This is a genomic window from Desulfotignum phosphitoxidans DSM 13687 (assembly GCF_000350545.1).
In the GTDB taxonomy this organism is placed as follows: domain Bacteria; phylum Desulfobacterota; class Desulfobacteria; order Desulfobacterales; family Desulfobacteraceae; genus Desulfotignum; species Desulfotignum phosphitoxidans.
The window spans coordinates 177,126-196,023 of the sequence record NZ_APJX01000003.1 but is presented as its reverse complement, the minus strand read 5'-3'; the positions used below and the strand labels follow the sequence as shown (position 1 = coordinate 196,023).

General features: G+C 49.6%; 22 protein-coding genes and 1 pseudogene. 21 read left to right on the top strand and 2 right to left on the bottom strand.

Annotation, left to right across the window (positions count from 1 at the left end):
- Positions 1-37: 37 nt before the first annotated feature.
- The 11 genes from ppcB (at position 38) to DPO_RS08365 (ending at position 9,634) form a co-directional block, all read left to right on the top strand.
- On the top strand, positions 38-1,444 hold the full coding sequence (gene ppcB, locus DPO_RS08415) for a phenylphosphate carboxylase subunit beta (RefSeq protein ID WP_006965391.1): 1,407 nt from the start codon (positions 38-40) through the stop codon (positions 1,442-1,444).
- 14 nt (positions 1,445-1,458) lie between these two features.
- Positions 1,459-3,111: an AMP-binding protein gene (locus tag DPO_RS08410; RefSeq protein ID WP_006965389.1), complete on the top strand. Its 1,653-nt coding sequence runs from the start codon at positions 1,459-1,461 to the stop codon at positions 3,109-3,111.
- A 67-nt stretch (positions 3,112-3,178) separates the two neighbouring features.
- Positions 3,179-4,396: a Tm-1-like ATP-binding domain-containing protein gene (locus tag DPO_RS08405; protein WP_006965386.1), complete on the top strand. Its 1,218-nt coding sequence runs from the start codon at positions 3,179-3,181 to the stop codon at positions 4,394-4,396.
- A complete protein-coding gene (locus DPO_RS08400) occupies positions 4,396-4,998 on the top strand; it encodes an HD domain-containing protein (RefSeq protein ID WP_006965384.1) in 603 nt (200 codons plus the stop codon). The genes DPO_RS08405 and DPO_RS08400 overlap by 1 nt, the downstream gene beginning before the upstream one ends.
- A gap of 63 nt (positions 4,999-5,061) precedes the next feature.
- The gene (locus DPO_RS08395; RefSeq protein ID WP_006965382.1) at positions 5,062-5,724 is read left to right on the top strand and encodes a CBS domain-containing protein; all 663 of its coding nucleotides are present in this window, start codon (positions 5,062-5,064) and stop codon (positions 5,722-5,724) included.
- Between the two features lie 13 nt (positions 5,725-5,737).
- Positions 5,738-6,331, top strand: a complete 594-nt coding sequence (locus DPO_RS08390; protein WP_006965381.1) for a UbiX family flavin prenyltransferase — start codon at positions 5,738-5,740, stop codon at positions 6,329-6,331.
- Positions 6,328-6,999: an HAD family hydrolase gene (locus DPO_RS08385; protein WP_006965380.1), complete on the top strand. Its 672-nt coding sequence runs from the start codon at positions 6,328-6,330 to the stop codon at positions 6,997-6,999. The genes DPO_RS08390 and DPO_RS08385 overlap by 4 nt, the downstream gene beginning before the upstream one ends.
- 215 nt (positions 7,000-7,214) lie before the next feature.
- Positions 7,215-7,910: a histidine phosphatase family protein gene (locus DPO_RS08380; protein ID WP_006965379.1), complete on the top strand. Its 696-nt coding sequence runs from the start codon at positions 7,215-7,217 to the stop codon at positions 7,908-7,910.
- A gap of 43 nt (positions 7,911-7,953) precedes the next feature.
- A complete protein-coding gene (locus tag DPO_RS08375; protein WP_006965378.1) occupies positions 7,954-8,796 on the top strand; it encodes an MBL fold metallo-hydrolase in 843 nt (280 codons plus the stop codon).
- 2 nt (positions 8,797-8,798) lie between these two features.
- Positions 8,799-9,299, top strand: coding sequence for a GNAT family N-acetyltransferase (locus DPO_RS08370; protein WP_006965377.1), 501 nt, complete (start codon positions 8,799-8,801; stop codon positions 9,297-9,299).
- Positions 9,296-9,634 carry a hypothetical protein gene (locus tag DPO_RS08365; protein WP_006965376.1) on the top strand — a complete coding sequence of 113 codons (339 nt, stop codon included), beginning with the start codon at positions 9,296-9,298 and terminating at the stop codon, positions 9,632-9,634. Before DPO_RS08370 ends, DPO_RS08365 begins: the two co-directional genes overlap by 4 nt.
- A gap of 243 nt (positions 9,635-9,877) precedes the next feature.
- Here the strand turns inward: DPO_RS08365 and DPO_RS08360 are convergent, their stop codons facing one another.
- A complete protein-coding gene (locus DPO_RS08360; protein ID WP_006965375.1) occupies positions 9,878-10,180 on the bottom strand; it encodes a sll1863 family stress response protein in 303 nt (100 codons plus the stop codon).
- A gap of 286 nt (positions 10,181-10,466) precedes the next feature.
- Between DPO_RS08360 and DPO_RS08350 the strand changes: the two genes are divergently transcribed.
- The 10 genes and pseudogenes from DPO_RS08350 to DPO_RS26435 all read left to right on the top strand — a co-directional run.
- Positions 10,467-10,811 carry an Mth938-like domain-containing protein gene (locus DPO_RS08350; RefSeq protein WP_006965374.1) on the top strand — a complete coding sequence of 115 codons (345 nt, stop codon included), beginning with the start codon at positions 10,467-10,469 and terminating at the stop codon, positions 10,809-10,811.
- 72 nt (positions 10,812-10,883) lie between these two features.
- Complete coding sequence (locus DPO_RS08345) at positions 10,884-11,189, top strand: hypothetical protein (RefSeq protein WP_006965373.1); 306 nt, start codon at positions 10,884-10,886, stop codon at positions 11,187-11,189.
- Positions 11,190-11,198: 9 nt separating this feature from the next.
- A complete protein-coding gene (locus tag DPO_RS08340; RefSeq protein ID WP_006965372.1) occupies positions 11,199-12,344 on the top strand; it encodes a PAS domain-containing sensor histidine kinase in 1,146 nt (381 codons plus the stop codon).
- 52 nt (positions 12,345-12,396) lie between these two features.
- The gene (locus tag DPO_RS08335; protein WP_006965371.1) at positions 12,397-13,152 is read left to right on the top strand and encodes an SDR family NAD(P)-dependent oxidoreductase; all 756 of its coding nucleotides are present in this window, start codon (positions 12,397-12,399) and stop codon (positions 13,150-13,152) included.
- A 253-nt stretch (positions 13,153-13,405) separates the two neighbouring features.
- Complete coding sequence (locus DPO_RS08330; protein ID WP_236609932.1) at positions 13,406-15,265, top strand: ATP-binding protein; 1,860 nt, start codon at positions 13,406-13,408, stop codon at positions 15,263-15,265.
- A gap of 139 nt (positions 15,266-15,404) precedes the next feature.
- Positions 15,405-15,911 carry a zeta toxin family protein gene (locus DPO_RS08325; protein WP_006965369.1) on the top strand — a complete coding sequence of 169 codons (507 nt, stop codon included), beginning with the start codon at positions 15,405-15,407 and terminating at the stop codon, positions 15,909-15,911.
- Complete coding sequence (locus DPO_RS25835; protein ID WP_006965368.1) at positions 15,908-16,114, top strand: hypothetical protein; 207 nt, start codon at positions 15,908-15,910, stop codon at positions 16,112-16,114. Before DPO_RS08325 ends, DPO_RS25835 begins: the two co-directional genes overlap by 4 nt.
- A gap of 255 nt (positions 16,115-16,369) precedes the next feature.
- Positions 16,370-16,816, top strand: coding sequence for a 3D domain-containing protein (locus DPO_RS08315; protein ID WP_006965367.1), 447 nt, complete (start codon positions 16,370-16,372; stop codon positions 16,814-16,816).
- Positions 16,817-16,864: 48 nt separating this feature from the next.
- The gene (locus tag DPO_RS23865; protein ID WP_006965366.1) at positions 16,865-17,284 is read left to right on the top strand and encodes a nucleotidyltransferase family protein; all 420 of its coding nucleotides are present in this window, start codon (positions 16,865-16,867) and stop codon (positions 17,282-17,284) included.
- A gap of 3 nt (positions 17,285-17,287) precedes the next feature.
- A pseudogene (locus DPO_RS26435) lies at positions 17,288-17,365 on the top strand (toxin-antitoxin system HicB family antitoxin); the annotation flags it as partial.
- A gap of 94 nt (positions 17,366-17,459) precedes the next feature.
- On the opposite strand, the gene DPO_RS08305 reads toward DPO_RS26435, so the two are convergent.
- On the bottom strand, positions 17,460-18,710 hold the full coding sequence (locus DPO_RS08305) for an MFS transporter (RefSeq protein ID WP_236609931.1): 1,251 nt from the start codon (positions 18,708-18,710) through the stop codon (positions 17,460-17,462).
- Positions 18,711-18,898 lie beyond the last annotated feature (188 nt).

Genomic DNA, 18,898 nt, shown 5'->3' with positions numbered 1-18,898 from the left:
TCAAAAATAAGGTGGCAATGCAAAAGGAGAACAGCCCATGAAAGACATGAGAGACTTTGTCGCAGTTTGTGAAGAAAAAGGCCTTCTGAAACGAATTACAGCAGAAGTTGACTGGAACCTGGAATTATCCCATATCGCAAAATTAAATGAAGAGGCCCAGGGACCGGCCCTTTTATTTGATAATGTAAAGGGATACAAAAGCCCTGTGATTACCAGTGCATGCACAACGGTGGAACGGCTTGCCATCATCATGGGTATGCCCGAAGATTCAACCCTGACCGACCTGTATGTGGGATGGGAAGAAAAAGCAAAAAAACCCATTCCACCCACCTATGTCGATAAAGCAAAGGCCCCCTGCAAACAAAATATCATGATGGGTGATGATGTCGACCTGTATAAATTTCCGGTTCCGCAATATTACCCCCTGGATGGCGGCAGATTTTACGGGACAGCCCATTTTATCATTACAAAAGATCCTGATTCCGGCTGGGTCAATCTGGGAACATATCGAAGCCAGCTGCTGGCCAAAGACAAAATCGGTACCCAGTTCATCAAAGGCAAACACGCGGATATCATGCTTAAAAAATACCAGAAGCTCAAACAACCCATGCCGGTTGCCTCCATTGTCGGCTGTGACCCGATTCTCTTTCTTCTCGGAGCGGCACGGGTGGGGGCGTTTACCAGTGAATATGATGTGGCAGGGGCGTTCAGGGGCCAGGCCATTGAAATCGTTAAAGGAGAAGTGGTGGACCTTCCCATCCCGGCCCATGCGGAAATTGTGGTGGAAGGTTTTGTGGATGCGGAAAAATTCATGGAAGAAGGTCCGTTCGGGGAATATACCGGATACTATTCCGGCGTTGGAACAGACCCCAGAAATTTCATTGACGTCAAGTGTGTGACCTATAGAGATAATCCCATCTTCTGGGGAACCACTGTCGGCCGCGCTGTAACCGATTCTCACATGACCATGGCACTGTCCTACGGCGCAACGCTCTGGCAGCAGCTCAAGGAGATGAGAATCCCCGGACTCAAAGCGGTGTATTGTCCGCCCGAGGGTGCCGGCCGCTTTCTTGCCATCATCTCCATGACCCAGATGTATCCCGGGCATGCAGACCAGGTTCTGACAGCCGCCATTTCAACTGAAATGGGTGCATACGGTCTCAAGACCGTGATCGTGGTGGATGATGATATCGATCCCTGGGATATCCCCCGGGTCATGTACGCTTTGAGTTTCAGATTCCAGCCCAACCGCAGCCAGGTCATCAAGCGCGGGAGATCAACGCCTCTTGACCCGTCTTTGCCCATTGAAACAAGGGACATCACCGGCAGGCTCCTTATGGACGCCACCATCCCGTATGAGTGGAAAAACAAACCCATACCCATTGAACTGGATCCTGACATGGTTGAAAGGGTCAAAGAAAGATGGTCTGAACTCGGATTTTAAGGAAAGGATGTCACGTGAAACCAATTAGATATACAAAAGAAATGACGGATGAATTTGTCCGTGACGGATACTGGACCCAGGAAACTTTTTACGATTTCTGGGAAAAAAATGCCAGAGAAATTCCCGATCGGGAAGCACTGGTTGATTCAAAATACAGACTCACCTGGCAGCAGGCTGTGGAACTGGTTGATGCCATGGCCATATCCTGGGTTGAAATGGGTATTGAAAAACATTCAAGAGTAATCATTCAGTCTCCCAACAGTGTGTATGGTTTTCTTGCAAGAATTGCCTGTGAACGGGCCGGTTTGATTTCTCTGACAGTATACCCCTATCTGAGAAAAAAAGAGCTGACCTATATGGTGGACAGAACCAAAGCATCCGCCGTTATTATTCTTCATACCTACAACAAATTCAACTATCTTGAGATGTATGAAGATCTGCAAAAAGAGTTTTCCCACCTGCAAAATATTTTTCTGTTTGATGATATGGTTCCACCAGGAGCACCGCAGGGTACTTTTTCCCTTCCCACCATTGTTGAAAAACGAGTTAAACAACCCATTGACAAAAACATTCTGGCAGAAAGACGGCTGGATGCCATTGAAAATGTGGCCATTCTCACCACAACTTCCGGTACCACAGGCATTCCCAAACTGGTGGAATGGCCGGCTGCGCCCCGGATATGCACATCCAAGGGACGGGTGGATATCTGGAGCCTGACCAAAGATGACATCACCATGGCCATAGCTCCCCATGCCGGCGGTGCCGCAGGAACCCTCACCTATTTTGCCGCCCCCATTGCAGGGGCCAAAACCGTCATGCTGGAAGAATTTTCACCGGATGCGGCCCTTGCGCTCATTGAAAAAGAAAAAGCCACAGCTGTCGGCGTGGTCCCTACCCATCTGATTCGGATGCTTGAGGCGGATATATCAAAGTACGACCTGGGTTCGCTCAGATTCATCCGGTCGGCCGGCGGATATCTGCCGCCCCAGGTGGCAGAGGAAGCGGAAGCCGCTTTTGGCGCTTCCATCACCAGTGATCTTGGCACCCAGGACATGGGATCCGTGTCAGGATGCCGGGTAAAAGATTCCAAAGACTTAAGGCGACGAACCGTGGGCAGAATGCTTCCGGGAAACAAAGTCAGGCTGGCCCATCAGGAAAACAGAGAAATAACCGTGCCGGATGGTGAACCCGGCATCCTGTATTTCAGAGGCCCCCATGCACCGGCCGGGTATTACAGGGATGAAGAGTTGACCTCAACGGTATTTGACAAAGACGGCTGGACCACGACCGAAGATATTGTCAAATTTGATCAGGGATGCCTGTGGATATTGGGAAGAGCCAAAGACATGATCATAAGAGGTGGGCAAAATATTTATCCGGCCGAAGTGGAAGGACTTTTGAATGATCATCCTGCCGTGGGTTCAGTGGCCATTGTGGGCTACCCGGACAGGGAGATGGGTGAGCGCTCGGCTGCCTATGTTATCCCGAAATCCGGGATGAATTTTGATTTTAAAACCATGGTAGACCATCTGAAATCTAAAGATATTGCCATGTTCAAGCTCCCTGAACACCTGGAGATCGTTGCTGAATTTCCGACGGTTGGCGATTCCGGCAAGGTGAACAAGGAAACCTTAAAAAAAGATATCAGAGAAAAACTGGGCTTGTAACTACCAACCTGGGGCAGGGAAAAAAATTTTCAAATTCCCTGTCCCAGGTTTAACAAAGGCAAAAACAATGAATACACCGAAGACGGTTTTGATCATATCCACACTGGACACCAAAAGAGAGGAAACCCGGTATCTGAAATACAAATTTAAAGAAATCGATGTGCTGCCGCTTTTAATGGATCTTTCCATGCGTGGGAAAGAACCTTCCAGAGCGGAACTGACCCCTTCCCATGTGGCGTCGGCCGGCGGCAGCACCATTGAAGAAATCAACCAGTCCAGGGAACGGTCAACCATCACCAATATCATTATTGACGGGGCAACCAAAATTGCACGGGACCTTTACCTGGCAGGCAAAATCCATGGAGTGATGGCCATTGGCGGATCAACCGGATCACTGATGGCAACCGATGTGATGCGTTCGCTGCCATTTGGTATCCCCAAACTGATGATTTCCTCAACAGCGGCATTACCTGGGTTGTCCACCAGATATATCGGTACCGGTGATATTCTTTTGTTTCATTCGGTTATTGAAATTTCAGGTGTGACAGATATGCTCAAAAATGTTATGGACAGGGCCTGCTATGCCATGAAAGGAATGATCAAATATGTGGACAATACCCTGGCCGCCCACAATAAAAAAACCATTGCCATGACCATGCTGGGGCCGTGTGAACAATGTGCCCGAACCGTTCGTGCAGCTCTTGAAAAACAAGGATTTCAAATCACTGGATTTTCTGCAGCCGGTGTCGGGGACCAGGCCATGGAAAAAATGATTGCCGAAGGGTTTTTCCATGGTGTCATCGACCTGGCTCCCGGCGGGGTCGGGGAACACTATTTTGGCTACATGCGGGACGGAGGGCCTGATCGCCTCGAATCTGCAGGGAAAAAAGGGATCCCCCAGATTGTTTCCACCTGTTCCGTCAACCATATGACCCCTGCCCGGTCCAAATACAAAAAAGATTTCTATGAACGACGAAAATATGACCTTGATAAATTCCGAACCTGGCTGCGCCTTTCACCGGACGAACTTAAACAGGTGGCCGGTGAATTTGCCAGAAAGCTGAATGGTGCGAAAGGACCTGTAAAAATAATGATCCCGTTGAAAGGATGGTCTTCGGTAGATGCATCAGGAAACCCGACCCATGATCCGGAAGAAGACAGGATTTTCACTCAAACTTTGCGCAGTTTGCTGGACTCCAGAATAGATATCATTGAAATCAATGCAAACATGGAAGATCCGCTATTCAGCCAGATGGTCATAAAAACAGCATTGGAGATATTTTAATGGATGCCTCCCTTGAAAAAAAATTGATTGAAACGATTACCCCGTTATATAAAAAAGGACGGGATGGAGACTGGGAACATATCCTGCGCACGGTTGATCTGTGCAGATATCTGCTGAAACATGAAAACGGGGATCCAAACATTGTTTTACCGGCAGCATACCTCCATGATCTGGGATGGTCCGTCGTGGATTATGCTGATTTTAATGCTGCAACCCCTTTGGAAAAAACAAAAACAATTAGTTTTATGCAGCATATGGAACAAGGCGCCATTCTTGCCGGTAAAATATTAAATGATCTTTCCTATGATGAGACCAAAACCAGGGAGATTCAACGCATCATAAAAATTCATGATCTGCCTGAAACGGTTTTCAAGAAGCCCAATATAAACGCAACCCTGGTTGTGGAAGCCGATCGTTTAGACAGATACGGCAAAACAGGAATTACCCGTTTTAAAACCATGTTTGGAAAAGGGAAAATTACCGGTCCATATTGGGAAGAAGCCAGACAACTGCGGAAAGAAGGACTGAAAATGTGGTTCATCACCCCCACAGCCGGACATCTGGCCCAAAAGCTCGCAACGGAAATGGGGTTGTTTGATTAAATTGTTTTTGCCTGGTTCATGCACCAGACATAACCGCTTACTCATAAAAATGGAGGACCAGACATGATCGTAAAAAACTGGATGCGTAAAAACCCTGATATTATTCCCAGTGACTTGTCCGCAAAAGCGGCCATACAGGAGTTTGAAACAAAAAAAGTCCCGTTTTTGGCAGTGGTGGATGATGGCAGATTCAAAGGGTTTATTGCGCGGCGGGATTTGCGAGAAGCTGCATCCTGGACGATTTCAACCCAGGATATTTTCGAGATACAGTATTTTAATGAAAAATTAAAGGTCAGGGATATCATGGTGAGAAAACCGGTAACACTGTCCATTGATGACTCTGTTGAGAACGCCATCAAAAAAGGAAGCCGGTTCGGCCGCAGTTTTTTACCGGTAATGGATGGAGACAGATTGGTGGGAACGCTCTCCAACAGGGATTTCACCCAGGCTTTAAGCCAGCTTTTAGGAGAGGGTGAAGGTGTTGTCGGAGTAACGATTGAATTAAATGGAGATTCAAAAACTACCATAAAAGAAATCCTTGAAGAATTTTTTGCTGCCGACGTTAAAATCAATGGATTTTTTACGCTCAAAAACCCGAATAATGGCGCAAATCGCCTTATCATCCGATTTGACATTAAATACCTGAAAAAAATCACCCCCGTTATCAAAGAAAAAGGATACCGCCTGCTGGAAGAAGCGACATACAAAGACAATAACATTTCATAACACAGGAGTTATAATGAAAAATCGGTTAATTGTGGGTATCGCAGGGGCCAGTGGGGTCATTTACGGTGTCCGGCTGCTTGAGGTTCTGAAGCAGACGGATATTGAGACCCATTTAATTATGTCGGAAGCCGGAAAACTGAATATCCAGATTGAAACCAGTTATGATGTGGATGATGTGCTTTCCATGGCAGACGTTACTTACACCAATGCAGATATTGCCGCATCCGTTGCCAGCGGTTCATTCCAAACCCTGGGAATGGTGATTGCCCCCTGCACAGTAAAAACACTTTCAGGAATCGCCAATTCCTTTAATGAAAACCTTTTGATCCGGGCCGCAGATGTTCAACTCAAGGAAAAACGCAAACTGGCCCTGATGTTCAGAGAGACACCATTGCATATAGGTCATTTGAGACTGCTGACCCTGGCTGCGGAAATGGGTGCCCATATTGTTCCGCCCGTACCCGCGTTCTACCATCATCCCGAGACGATTGATGACATCATCAACCAGTCCGTGGGAAAAGTGCTTGATTACATGGGTATTGCCCATACCCTTTTCAAACGCTGGGACAATTCAGCGTTGGAAAAACTAAAGTCAGAACTCAATTGAACAACTTTGAGGCGGTACTGTTTGATCTGGACGGCACACTGGTGGATTTTCAATGGGATCTGGATGAGGCCATTCCGGAAATCTGCGCCATTCTCTCGGATGCCGGGATGGATATGGCCCGTTATGGCGACCCTCCCAGTTATGTCAGTCTGTTTAATCTTACCCGGGATATAACAGACCAATGGATCAACCGGGATGCTCTAGAAGATGCACGCAAACTTCTGGCAAAGCTGGATGACGTGTATAACCGGTATGATCAGGATGCCATGAAAAGGTGGCAGCCTTATCCGGACACCCGATCCACACTGACAAGACTGGTCAAAGAAGGATTCCGCCTGGGGGTTGTGAGCAATTGCGGGCGGGAAGCCGTTCACGGTATTCTGGCACGTTTCAACCTGATTGATTTTTTTGAAATTATTCTGTCCCGCCAGGATATGTCCCGGCTCAAGCCCCATCCTGAAAGCCTGGGCCTGGCCCTTAAGACATTATCTCTGTCTCCGGAAAAAGTGTTGTTTGTCGGTGATTCAATCAATGACATCCTTGCAGCTGATAACACAGGCATGGCTGCCTGTTTTCTGTCCTGCGGTGAAAGTCGGATCACCGGCCTTTCAGCCACCTTGAATGTGAACCACATATCCCGCCTGTCGGATCTTCTGAAAATTTTATAACGCACCAACCGCCCCTGCCGCTGCTGCAAGCAATCAAAACGCCTCAAGGCAGCGGCAGATTCATATTTATCCCGGGGCCAATATGCCCGCAAAAACCCCGGGACTCCAGGGGGATGATAAACTTGATATTGACAGTTTTCTTCCTTTGCGTTATGAAAATCATATGAAATAAACTATCTTACCTTTCCAGCATTCAGGAGATTTCGTACCCTGCCATGAGCCGAAAATATGAAGTTAAATCCGACCAGACCCTCACTGTCATCAAACAACTATTAAACCAAGGTATCACAAAAATAGCCGCAATTATCAGACATTCCGAGCGGCTTTATTCCACCCAGGCCCGCATGGAACCCTTCATGAATCTCACACCTGAAGGCTTACAATATGCTGTGGAAATGGGACAAAATCTGCCGGCAGGTCCTCTGCCTCGGATGTACTCCTCCTACATCGGCCGGTGCATTGAAACCGCCTATCTCATTGATAAAGGATTCTCACGCCAGCACGGCATACAACTTCCCCACAACCAGCCAAAAGAACAGCTGGCCCCGTTTTACATCAAGGACAACCAAAAAGCCCTGGCCCTGCTCAAGGAACAGGGCACCTATACATACATCCGCAACTGGTTTGACAGCCGGCTGGATGACACCGTGATGGAAAATCCGGCAACCACCGCGGCCGCCCTCACCCGGTTCATGACCGAACAAGTCAACGGCCTGGCGGACAATGAGATCGCCATCTGCGTATCCCATGACTGGAACATCTTTCCCCTCAAGGAATTTGCCTTGGGACTGCCCCACGAAGAAGCCGGAGACATCGGATACCTGGACGGGGTGGTGTTTTTTGAAAACAAAAACCGGATGTTCATCACTTCATATCAGGCCGATCCCCGGCCGGTGGTTGCCGCCTCATGAACATGCACATCCGGTTGTGACACGCATATAAAGGAGCTGTCCCATGACACACACCCGCATCACCATTATCTGTGAAAACCGGGCCCACATGGCCAGAGACATCATGGGCGAACACGGGTTCGCGGCCCTGATAAAAACCCCGGACACCTGTCTGCTCATGGACACGGGCCAGGGACTGGGACTGGCCCACAATGCAAAGGCCATGAAAATCGATCTGGCCGCCCTGGACGGCGTGGTGATCAGCCACGGCCATTTTGACCACACCGGCGGGCTGATGCAGATCCCGGCCCGGGAACGGCCTTTGCCCATTCATGCCCATCCGGACCTGTTTGCCGCAAAATATGTGATGCCCAAAGGAGAGCCTCCCACCTATATCGGGATCCCGTTTTCACAAACAGCACTGGAAGAGACAATCAACGCCCGGTTCGAGTTCCACAGCGACTTCACTGAAATCGCCCCGGGCGTGTTCTTTTCCGGCCAGGTGCCCCGGACCTGGTCGTTTGAACCCTCTGATGACCGACTGGTGACCGAAACCAGTGACGGATTTGTTCCCGACCCGTTCAAAGACGATGCCAGCCTGCTTATCGAGACCCCGACCGGACCGGTAATTCTCACCGGGTGCGCCCACTCCGGCATTGTCAACATCATGGAACATTTTGCCCAAAAAACCGGGCATCAGACATTTTCCGCAGTCATCGGCGGCACCCACCTGGGATTTGTCAATGACCCGGCCCAGCTGGAACAGGCCATGGATGCGTTTGACAAATTTAAGGTCCGCACCATTGCCGTGTCCCACTGCACGGGCAACGAAGCCGCGGCCCGGCTCTTTCACCGGTTCAAAGACCGGTTTGCCTTTGCCGGTGCCGGCTGGCACATGGATTTTTAAAAATGCCCGACCTGCTTGTCCGGCTGTATGACCTGCCCGGGGCCGCATCAGAGCGGAACCGTCAGGCTGAACAGGGCATTGTGATTAGACGGGCCATGGCATATGAAAAACGTGCCGTGGTCCAATGGGTGACACACCGGTTCGGCACGGGCTGGGCCGGTGAATGTGACGTGGCCTTCACCCGTGTCCCGGTGTCCTGTTTCATTGCCACCGACGCTGGAAACATCGCCGGTTTTGCCTGCCATGACGTCACCTGCCTGAATTTTTTCGGACCCACGGGCGTGGATGAAAAATACCGCCGTACCGGCATCGGCAAAGCCCTGCTTTTGTCCTGCCTTCACGCCATGGCAGCTAAGGGATATGCCTATGCGGTCATCGGCGGTGCCGGGCCCACGGAATTTTTTGTCAAAACAGCCGGAGCCCAGACCATTGCCGGTTCCACCCCCGGAATTTACCATGATCGACTCACCCTCCAGGATATGGACAAAGGAGAAATCCCATGAGCCAGCATATGCAGATCACCGTGACCATCCGGCCGTTTTACAAAAAAAGCTTTGAAAAAACCTACCCCCGCCTGGCCCGGCACCTGGGATATCAGGACCCGGATCTCGTGGACGGCAACCCATCCCTGTACGAGCTGGCCAAAAAGATCGACATGCTGCTCTACCAATACGACGGCACCCCGCTGCGGCAGGTGCTGCTCGATCACAAACAGCAGCTGATACAGACCTTTCATGCCATTGAAGAACACATCGCCGACCGGCGCCTGGCTGAAGCAGACAAACTGCTCTACACCCTGGAAGATATCTTTGATGACATGGAGTATCACCTGGACTGATCCGGACCGGACCACAGTGTGGCTGGCGGTGTTTTTCAATGACTGATCGACTGACAGAAGCCATGCACCTTTAGAAACCATTGGATTCAGGAAAACAGCCCCTGGTATGAAAACCCGATCCAGGGTGTCGTTTACTGGAAACCCCCTGGTCCCGGGTAAAGGCCCGGCAAACAAAAAGGCTTTGCGCGTGTGCGCAAAGCCTTTGAATACTGATTGAATCAGCCGTTTCAGATCAACATTGGATCATCCGCCGACATTCCCGGCTTCGAGGTCTTTCCAGGCGCGATTCACATTGCTTCCCACCGTGCCGAAAAGATCGTCCAGTTCATTTTTCATGGGAGACCAGTCAGAGGGGCACTCTTTTTCCAGCTGATCCACCCGCATCTGGGCTGTGGCAACCTCCTGCTCCAGCTGTCCAATCAACGGCAGCACCTTTTCTTTCTGCTGGGTACTGTATGAGTCAGCCGTTTTTTTCATGGCCTCCAGTTTGTTTTTCCAAGCAGAAACTTCAGCCAGCATTGCATTGCAGTAATCTTTGACTTCCATGGGAAACTCCTTTCTGGGTTTAGTTAAAAATCACCCGAAATATCAAAACGAAATTCCGGAAAACCGCGGATCCCTGGCAAAGAGTAACATCGAGAAGCTTCAGGAATCAATTCATCTTATCAACTATATTAAGCGTTTTTTGAATATAATCAACCTGAAAAAAGAAAAAATCGTTCAAACGGAAATTCATGATGTCGCCGACCCTGAAATCTTCGTTGCAAACACAATGCAGACAATGTAATGTCAAAATGAAACAATCAGACTGGACAACACAAAGGCGGGATAAATGATCAATTCTTATTCCTTCGGCAAAATGACCGTCAACGGCAAAGAATTTAGAAAGGACCTGATGATCCTGCCGGACGGGTCCGTGTTAAGCCCGTGGATCAGAAAATCCGGGCACCGGCTGACGCTGGAAGACTTAAAACCGGTTCTGGAAACTGATGCCGAAATCCTGGTGATCGGCACGGGAAAACCGGGCCTGATGAGGCCCCATGCCACACTGGTACAAGATCTTCAGGAAAAAGGGATCACGGCCATGGTGATGTCCTCAAAAAAGGCGGCTGAAAAATACAATGCCCTGGCAGGCACGGCAAAAGGGGTAGCCGCCTGTTTTCATCTGACCTGCTGACAATCTGAAGTATTGACATTCCATTTCAATCCCATATGATGGAATCCGACAACCCCTGAACCGGAGGAAACCATGGACTCATCCATTTCTGATAAACTGGAAAATGAACTTAAAAAACATCTCGGTAATGCCCTCCCGGCCCATGCGGCCACAGACATCCATGCCGCGCTGGAACTGGCAGACACGCTGAAATCAAAAGGCTTTGGCTTTCACTTGAAAGACCTGTGCCCGGGAAGCCCGGACCAAACAAGGTGGCAGGCGATTTTTTCCAAAAACAATGATGAATTCACTGCTGATCATCCAGATGCTTCCGTGGCCGTGTGTTCGGCGGCCATCGGGGCTTTGACCACCCCGGAAACCCCGGCATCCCTTTCCTGAGGCCATCCCATGTCAGTCAAACCCACATATGAAGAACTGGAAGCCAGAATCCGGGAATTGGAGCGTGCTGCCGAAGCCAAAAACAAAACCGGGGATCCGGATATTATCCGGACACTGTCCGAGAGCTTTCAGCAGCTGGCCGATCATTCCCAGGATGCCATCTATCTGTTTGATATTGAATCCGGGACCTTTCCTTTTTTTAACAAGCGGTTTCTGGCGCTGTTCGGCAGCCGGGAGCAGGGACGGCCGGTATTGACCTCCGGGACTGTGGCCCAGCGCATCCACCCCCAGGACGCTGACAAGCTTCGGGCCGCAAGAAAAAAAACCCTGGAAGCCGGTGAAACCACCGGAGATGTCGAATACCGCTACATCGGTGCCGACGGCACCACCCGGTGGATGCATGACCGGTGGTCCGTGGTCCGGGACCGGCATCACCGGGCCATTGCCATTGAAGGATTCGTTCGGGACAACACCCAGAGAAAACAGGCGGAAGAGGAACTGGAACACAGCCGGAACAGCGCTTTGATCGGCAGTTATATCGTGCAAAAAGGCCGGTTCGTCTATGTAAATCCTCAATTCTGCAAGATTACCGGATATGCACAAAATGAACTGACCGGCATGAAGTCTTTGGACCTGGTACATGCGGATTACCAGGACCATGTTCTGGAGTGCGCCCGGCAGATGCTGGCCGGACGCCGGACCACACCTTACGAATTCCGGGTCGTGGACCGGATGGGTCAAATAAAATGGGTCATGGAAACAGTGACCTCTGTCAAACACCAGGGAACCCGGGCCGCATTGGGGTATTTCATGGATATCACCCAGCAGCAGCAGGTGGCACAGGAACAGCGGGACAAGGAAAAACTCAGGGCCATTCTTGAAATGGCCGGCGCAGTCAGCCACGAGCTGAACAACCCGCTTCAGGTGGTGTTGATCGGGATTGAAAAACTGGCGGCACCCAACCTGAAACCATCCCAGAAACAAGACCTGATACAGCTCATAAAAAAACACACCCTGCGCATGATGGAGCTGTCTGCCAAAATTCAGAAGATTTCCCAGTATGCCACCAAAGACTATGTGCAGGGCAAAAAAATCTTTGATATCGATGCGGCCACCATAGAACTCCCCGGAGACATTAAAAATGAGGCCCAGTGAATTTTGCCACAAAAAAAACAACAGGCACCACGCCTGAAAATGGAGGAAACGCATGCCGGGAGTCCAAGGACGGGTCACACTGGTAACAGGTGCGGGGCGCGGTATCGGCCGGGCAACGGCTGAACTGCTGACATCCCGGGGTGCCCGGGTCATGGCCGTTGCAAGAAGTAAAAATGAATTAAAAACCCTGGGACTGGATTATGTGGCCGCAGACCTGGGAACCCCTGACGGATGTGCCTTTGCCGTCAAGCAAACCCGTGAGCGCTTAGGGCCGGTATCCATTCTGGTGTGCAATCACGGCATTGGTTCGGCCCATGAACGGGTGATATGGGAACAGCCGCCGGAAGTGTGGCAGGAAACCCTGCGTATCAACCTGGACGGGCCCTATTATCTGTCACAAATGGTTGTCAAAGACATGATTGAACAGGGCTATGGCCGGTGTGTGTTCACCAGCTCCACGGCCGGCGAAAAGGCGGAATATGCCGGCAGTGCCTATACCAGCGCCAAACACGGGCTTTTGGGCCTGATGCGCGCGATTTCCAGGGATGCCGGGCCCCATGGGGTGACCTCCAATGCCGTGCTTCCCGGATGGGTGCGGACATCCATGGCGGAAAAATCCGCCGGAGCCGAAGCTGAAAAACGCGGCATCACCCTGGATGAGGTGTGGAAGGAACGGGCGGCCCTCTACCCGCCGGGCCGGGTGGCGACCCCCGAAGAAGTGGCTCACGTGATCGCATTTCTGTCTTCCGAAGAATCCAGCGGCGTCAGCGGAGAAGCCATCACCGTGGCTTTAGGCGGCCTGGTTTAAGCCGACGTTATCGAAAAAAATGCAGGCATTACGTATTTTTCCCTAACGCGGATAAGGATTATCTAATTGACATGCACGCATTTCATTGATACGGCAATTCATGATATCGAAACTATGGTTGAGTTTTCATGGAATTAAGCTTTGTTGCAAGATACTTGAGTTTTGGCGGACTTTCTAATAATGCAAGAATACAAAAGCATGTGTCGGCGCTTGAGGGATTAATCTTGATGCAAGGTGAGCAAAGGGAATCAGATTGAAGAATAAAAACCTCAAATTGACACAACCAGTATCACGAGACTGGCTGGCGTTTACTATGGCGTTTACATTTTTAGCCATTATTTTGCTAAGTGTCTCTATTTATTCTTATAATGTAAAGAAAAGCGAAACTCTGTCTCTTATAGATAATAAGCTGTTTGTCGCTGCACTCAGCATTAAAAATCTTTTACCCAAAGACTTTCATGATCGGGCAAAGAACTCAGAAGCTATTGCGGCTGAAGAGGACTGGCAAAATATTAAGGCGATTTCCGAATTCACAAATAGGGCTGGTTGTACATTCCTTTATACGCTGGTACAAGACGATGATGCCATTTACATCACAGCATCAAGCGCCACTAAAGAGGAATTGGATCAAAATGTGGAAGTCAGGTATTTTACCCACTTCAAAGAAGCTGATGAGAATTTTCACAGGGCCTTTGATAGTGGCAAAGCTTATTCTTTCACTCATGAGGACAGGTGGGGGACATTCAGAGCTATGGCGGTTCCTGAGCTGAGTCCTGACGGAAAAGTCTACTTAGCGGTTGCGGAGCTTGAGATTTCCGATATAAATAAAATTCTAAAATCCAACGTAATAGAAACTATTATTATGGCCATTTTGGTCATATGTGGCTCTTTACCCATATTTTATCTGCTTTTGAATCGGTTTCGTCAAATATCTGAAAAACAAAAAAAGACTGAACAACAGCTTCAGCAGGCCCAAAAAATGGAGTCCGTAGGCCGTTTAGCTGGCGGTGTGGCCCATGACTTCAACAACATGCTGGGGGTGATTCTGGGGCACACTGAATTAGCATTGTTGCAGGCAGATGAAAACCACGAGCTGCATGATGACCTCAAAGAAATTCAAAAAGCAGCGAAGCGGTCGGCAGACATCACAAAACAGCTGTTGGCTTTTGCCAGAAAACAAACCATTTCCCCCAAAAAGATAGATTTGAATGATACTGTGGAGAGCATGCTCAATATGCTGCGCCGGCTCATCGGAGAAGACATTGATCTGGTATGGCAGCCGGGGGCGCATTTGTGGCCTGTAAAAATGGACCCGTCTCAGATTGACCAGATCCTTGCCAACCTCTGTGTGAATGCACGGGATGCCATCTCCGGAGTGGGCAAACTCACCATTGAAACTGGAAGAAAAACATTTGATGAAGAATACTGCAAAGAACACGCTGGATTTATCCCAGGAGAGTTTGTGCTGTTGGCGGTTAGTGACAACGGCTGCGGCATGGACAAGGATATTCTGGACAATCTGTTCGAGCCGTTCTTCACCACCAAGGAGGTGGGCAAAGGCACCGGCTTGGGACTTGCGACCATCTATGGCATTGTCAAACAGAACAACGGGTTCATCAATGTATACAGCGAACCCGGCCAGGGTTCCACTTTCAAAATCTACCTGCCCCGGTTGGTTGACGATAAAGAAACCGACAAGGCAGTTCCTGAGAAAAAAGTTATTGCCGGGGGAACAGAAACCATCCTGCTGGTGGAAGATGAACCTTCCATTCTCAGGATGACCCGGATGATGCTGGAAAGGAAAGGTTACACCGTGCTGTCCGCAGCCACTCCCTCAGAGGCAGTGGAAAAGGCAAAAAGTCATTCCGGTGCCATTGATCTGCTAATGACTGACGTGGTCATGTCAGAGATGAATGGGAGAGACCTGTCCAGACAAATCACTGATCTTTATCCGGACATCCGGCTTTTGTTCATGTCCGGCTATACCGCCAATGTCATTGCCCACCAAGGAATCCTGGATGACGGGGTGTCATTTATCCAGAAGCCATTTTCCATGGCGGACATGACGGAGAATGTGCGGAAATTGCTGGATATGACCTCGGATAAAAGTTAAGGTTCATTATCCAAAACTTGAAAATCTCAATCGTCAGTTGATAATGAATACCATTATTATGTAAAAAATGATAATGTTGGTTTGAAAATATTTTGTGAGCTTAAAAAGTGTATTCAGAACAAAACGCATTGGCAAACAAATGAAATGCTATATCATCGCAGGGCCAAATGGGGCAGGGAAGACAACATTCGCTGAGAATTTTCTTCCAGCAGAAGCAGGTTGCCTGAATTTCATAAATGCCGATCTGATTGCCAGAGGAATCGCTCCCTTTAATCCGGAGAGTGTTGCTTTAGAAGCTGGAAAATTGTTTTTGAAAAGAATGGATACCATAGTTGCCAAAAGAGAATCCTTTGCGTTTGAGACAACATTGAGCGGATTGAATTATATCAGGCAGATCCAAAAATGGAAAAAAATCGGGTATGATGTGATCTTGTATTATCTCAGCCTTCCCGATGAAGAAATGGCGGTTCAACGCGTTCAATTAAGGGTGGCCCAAGGTGGGCACAATGTCCCGGTTGACGTCGTTAAACGGCGTTATCACCGGGGTTGGAAAAATTTTTTGAATCATTATAAGGAACTGGTTGATACCTGGGTCATTTTTGATAATTCCGGAAATATTCCAAAGGTGGTAGAGGAAAAACCATGACAAAAGAATCATATTCAAAATCAGCCTTGAATGCGATGCACCGGGCATCAAAACAGGCACTTGAAAAAGCGGCAAATATGGATTTGAAAATACCGGAGTGGAAAGATGGGAAAATTATCTTTATCGATCCCAGGGAAAAATTGAAAAAAATGGGTTATCTCGGGACTCAAGGTTCTCCTACTCAAAACCTCCGGGGTGCGTGATTCTTTCAGGATACCAATGCTATCGGTAACAACCTATTCAGAGAAAGGCCGTTTGCATCGCAGGTTATTGTCCCACCTTATTGGCCCCCCTCTTGTCCTTCCGATGATTATCGGCTATATATTTGTCTTATACGAATTTATGTGTTGTAAGGTGATATCATTCGTCGCAGTCTTTTCGATTTTTTTCTGACACTATGTGCTCTTGTCTTTCTGCTGGGGCTTTCCTCCAGTTGTGCTCGGCATGAGGTGCGAATAATGGAGACCACCGCTTATTGCGGCTGTAAAAAGTGTTGTGAATGGCATCGAGGCAGTTGGGCCTTATTGAAACTCAATTTTTGGGATCGCTATATTACCAAGGGCAAGAATAAAGGCAAGGAATATACCGGTAAGACAGCCAGCGGCAAGGACCCGCAGGAGAGCTATGATGGTCTCTTGTCGGTGGATACCGTCACCCATCCCTGGAAGGTTCCCCACCGTGTGGCGCCACCCTGGCTCTGGTTACCCGAAGATGGAACTATTGCCGCCGATACCAGATATTATCCTTTCGGCACCCGCATGAAGATTCCCGGATATGGATGGGGGGTAGTAAATGATCGCGGTGGTGCCATCAAAGGCCCGGAAAGGCTCGATCTCTATTTTGATTCACACAAGGACGCTCTAAGGTGGGGCAGACGTCGGGTGAAGGTACGCATTGAGCGTTGATTGTTAATCAGTATCCAAATTTGAACTATTCGGTACGATATTGATCCCATGGCTGAATATTCAGGGTTCGAAAAAATTTATGATATCATTGCAATCATAAACCTGATAATACCAGTGTGTTTGAAAATTAAAAATGTTGTGAGTATGAATTACCGACAGGATTTAAACCAGCAAATGAATGAAACTCTTTCCAGAAATGAAATAATAAGTTTGATAAAGGCTGAAAAACCTTTTTTAAAGGAAAATTTTGGTGTCATTCATATCGGGATTTTTGGTTCTTATGCCAAAGATCGGCAAACGTTTGATAGTGACATTGATTTTCTTGTTGAATTCGAAGAGCCTCGTTTCGATTGGATAGCCGGTCTGAATATTTATCTGGAAAAAAAATGGATACCCTTCCAAAACTTGATATGGTCGATTTGTCCAGGAATGATGTTAATGGGCAAAGGATGCAGGAGACCGGCTTGAGCGCATAGAAAATTGGCCATACAAGCTGCTGAGTCCGGCATAAGCCTTAATCGTATTGCCAGTTTCAGATTGAGCCAATAAATAGATCTGCATACAACAGGGGGGCAACCATGCGGAATAAAAGTGAAACGGTCAACTGCCAGTTAGGGGGCCCGGGATTGTCGGGCGGTCTGGTTTAATCGGCGATCCGTGCCACCAGGATCACTCCCAGGGCTGCCGCCAGGCCCATGGACCCGAAAGTGAAGCCCCAGGAGAAAACACTGTGCCCCCCGCCGGACAGATCCAGCACCCACCCGGCCGCAATGGTGCCTAAAGCCGCAGCCCCGAATCCGCCCAAAGACTGAAGGGCCATGGTGGCCCCACGCAGGTCCGGCCGGGCCGAAGTAATCACCCCGGCGTGGATGGCGGCGGAATCTCCCTGGAAAAAAATGGTGTACACAATGCACAGCATTGCCACCCAGGCCGGATCCAGCCCGGCCCAGAACCCGATGGTCACAGATATCAGGCCGGACACCCCCATGATCAGGATCACCATGGTTTTTCTGGGAAACCGCACGGCCAGTTCGGCCCCGGCAATGCTGGCCAGCATGCCGGCGATCCCGGCCACAGCCATCACCGTGGTGGGGATCAGATAACTTTCAGATCCCGGATGCAACGACAGATTGAAGGCCATGAACGCCACCAGCCAGGCCCGGGCCGCAAACATTTCCCAGGTGTGGCACATATAGGCCAGGATATAGGCCCTTGCATTGCGGTTCTGCCACACGGGGCGGAAATCCAGGATATGGCGGTTAACCGTGGGGCCGGTATCGGGCGGCAATACCGGTGTCAGGATGACCCCTGCCAGCACCAGGGCCAGGCCGGACCCGGCGGCAGCCGCAACAAACGCGGTTTCCCACCCCCATTTTTCAAACACCTGGCCGGCAACAAAAAACGATGCGCTCATGCCCAGGCCGAAGCAGGCCGTATAAAACGCGATGCTTCGGGGCTGGGCAGACGGGGCCACCCGGTCCATGAGGGCCTTGAGCCCGGGGATGAAGGTACCGGCCAGGGAAATACCGCACAGCGCGCGGAAGAGAAGCGCCGTCCAGAACCCGCCGGCCAGAAATGCAAACCCCAGGTTGGAAATGATGCCGATGACACATCCGGCCAGGTAGATCCGCCGGGCGTCCATCCGGTCCGTGAGGCTGGTGAGCACGGGCACGGCGCCGGTATAACCGATAAAATAGATGCCGTTGATCCACCCGGCCTGATTGCCGGACAACTCCCAGATCTGCATAAAATGCGGCAGCAGTGCCGGAAAGGCAAACACCCCCAGCATACCGGCCACCTCGGCTGCACACAGACACCCCACCAGCACCACCGGGTGCGTGAATTTGCCGTCCGGCGGCTGGGGGATCATTTTTTTTGTCTGTGAAGTTGTCATGGTTATTTTTTCCGCCAGTCTGAACTCTGCAACAATTCTTGTCAAACACAAAAAACAGGCCGTTATCATGCGGCCCATTATTGAGCTTGATCCCCCTGTATTCAAGTATTATACTGATCCGACAACCTGATTAAAGACTCAAAGGAAAAACAATCCGTGGAAAATGGCACGGAACCAGCTCGACAGCG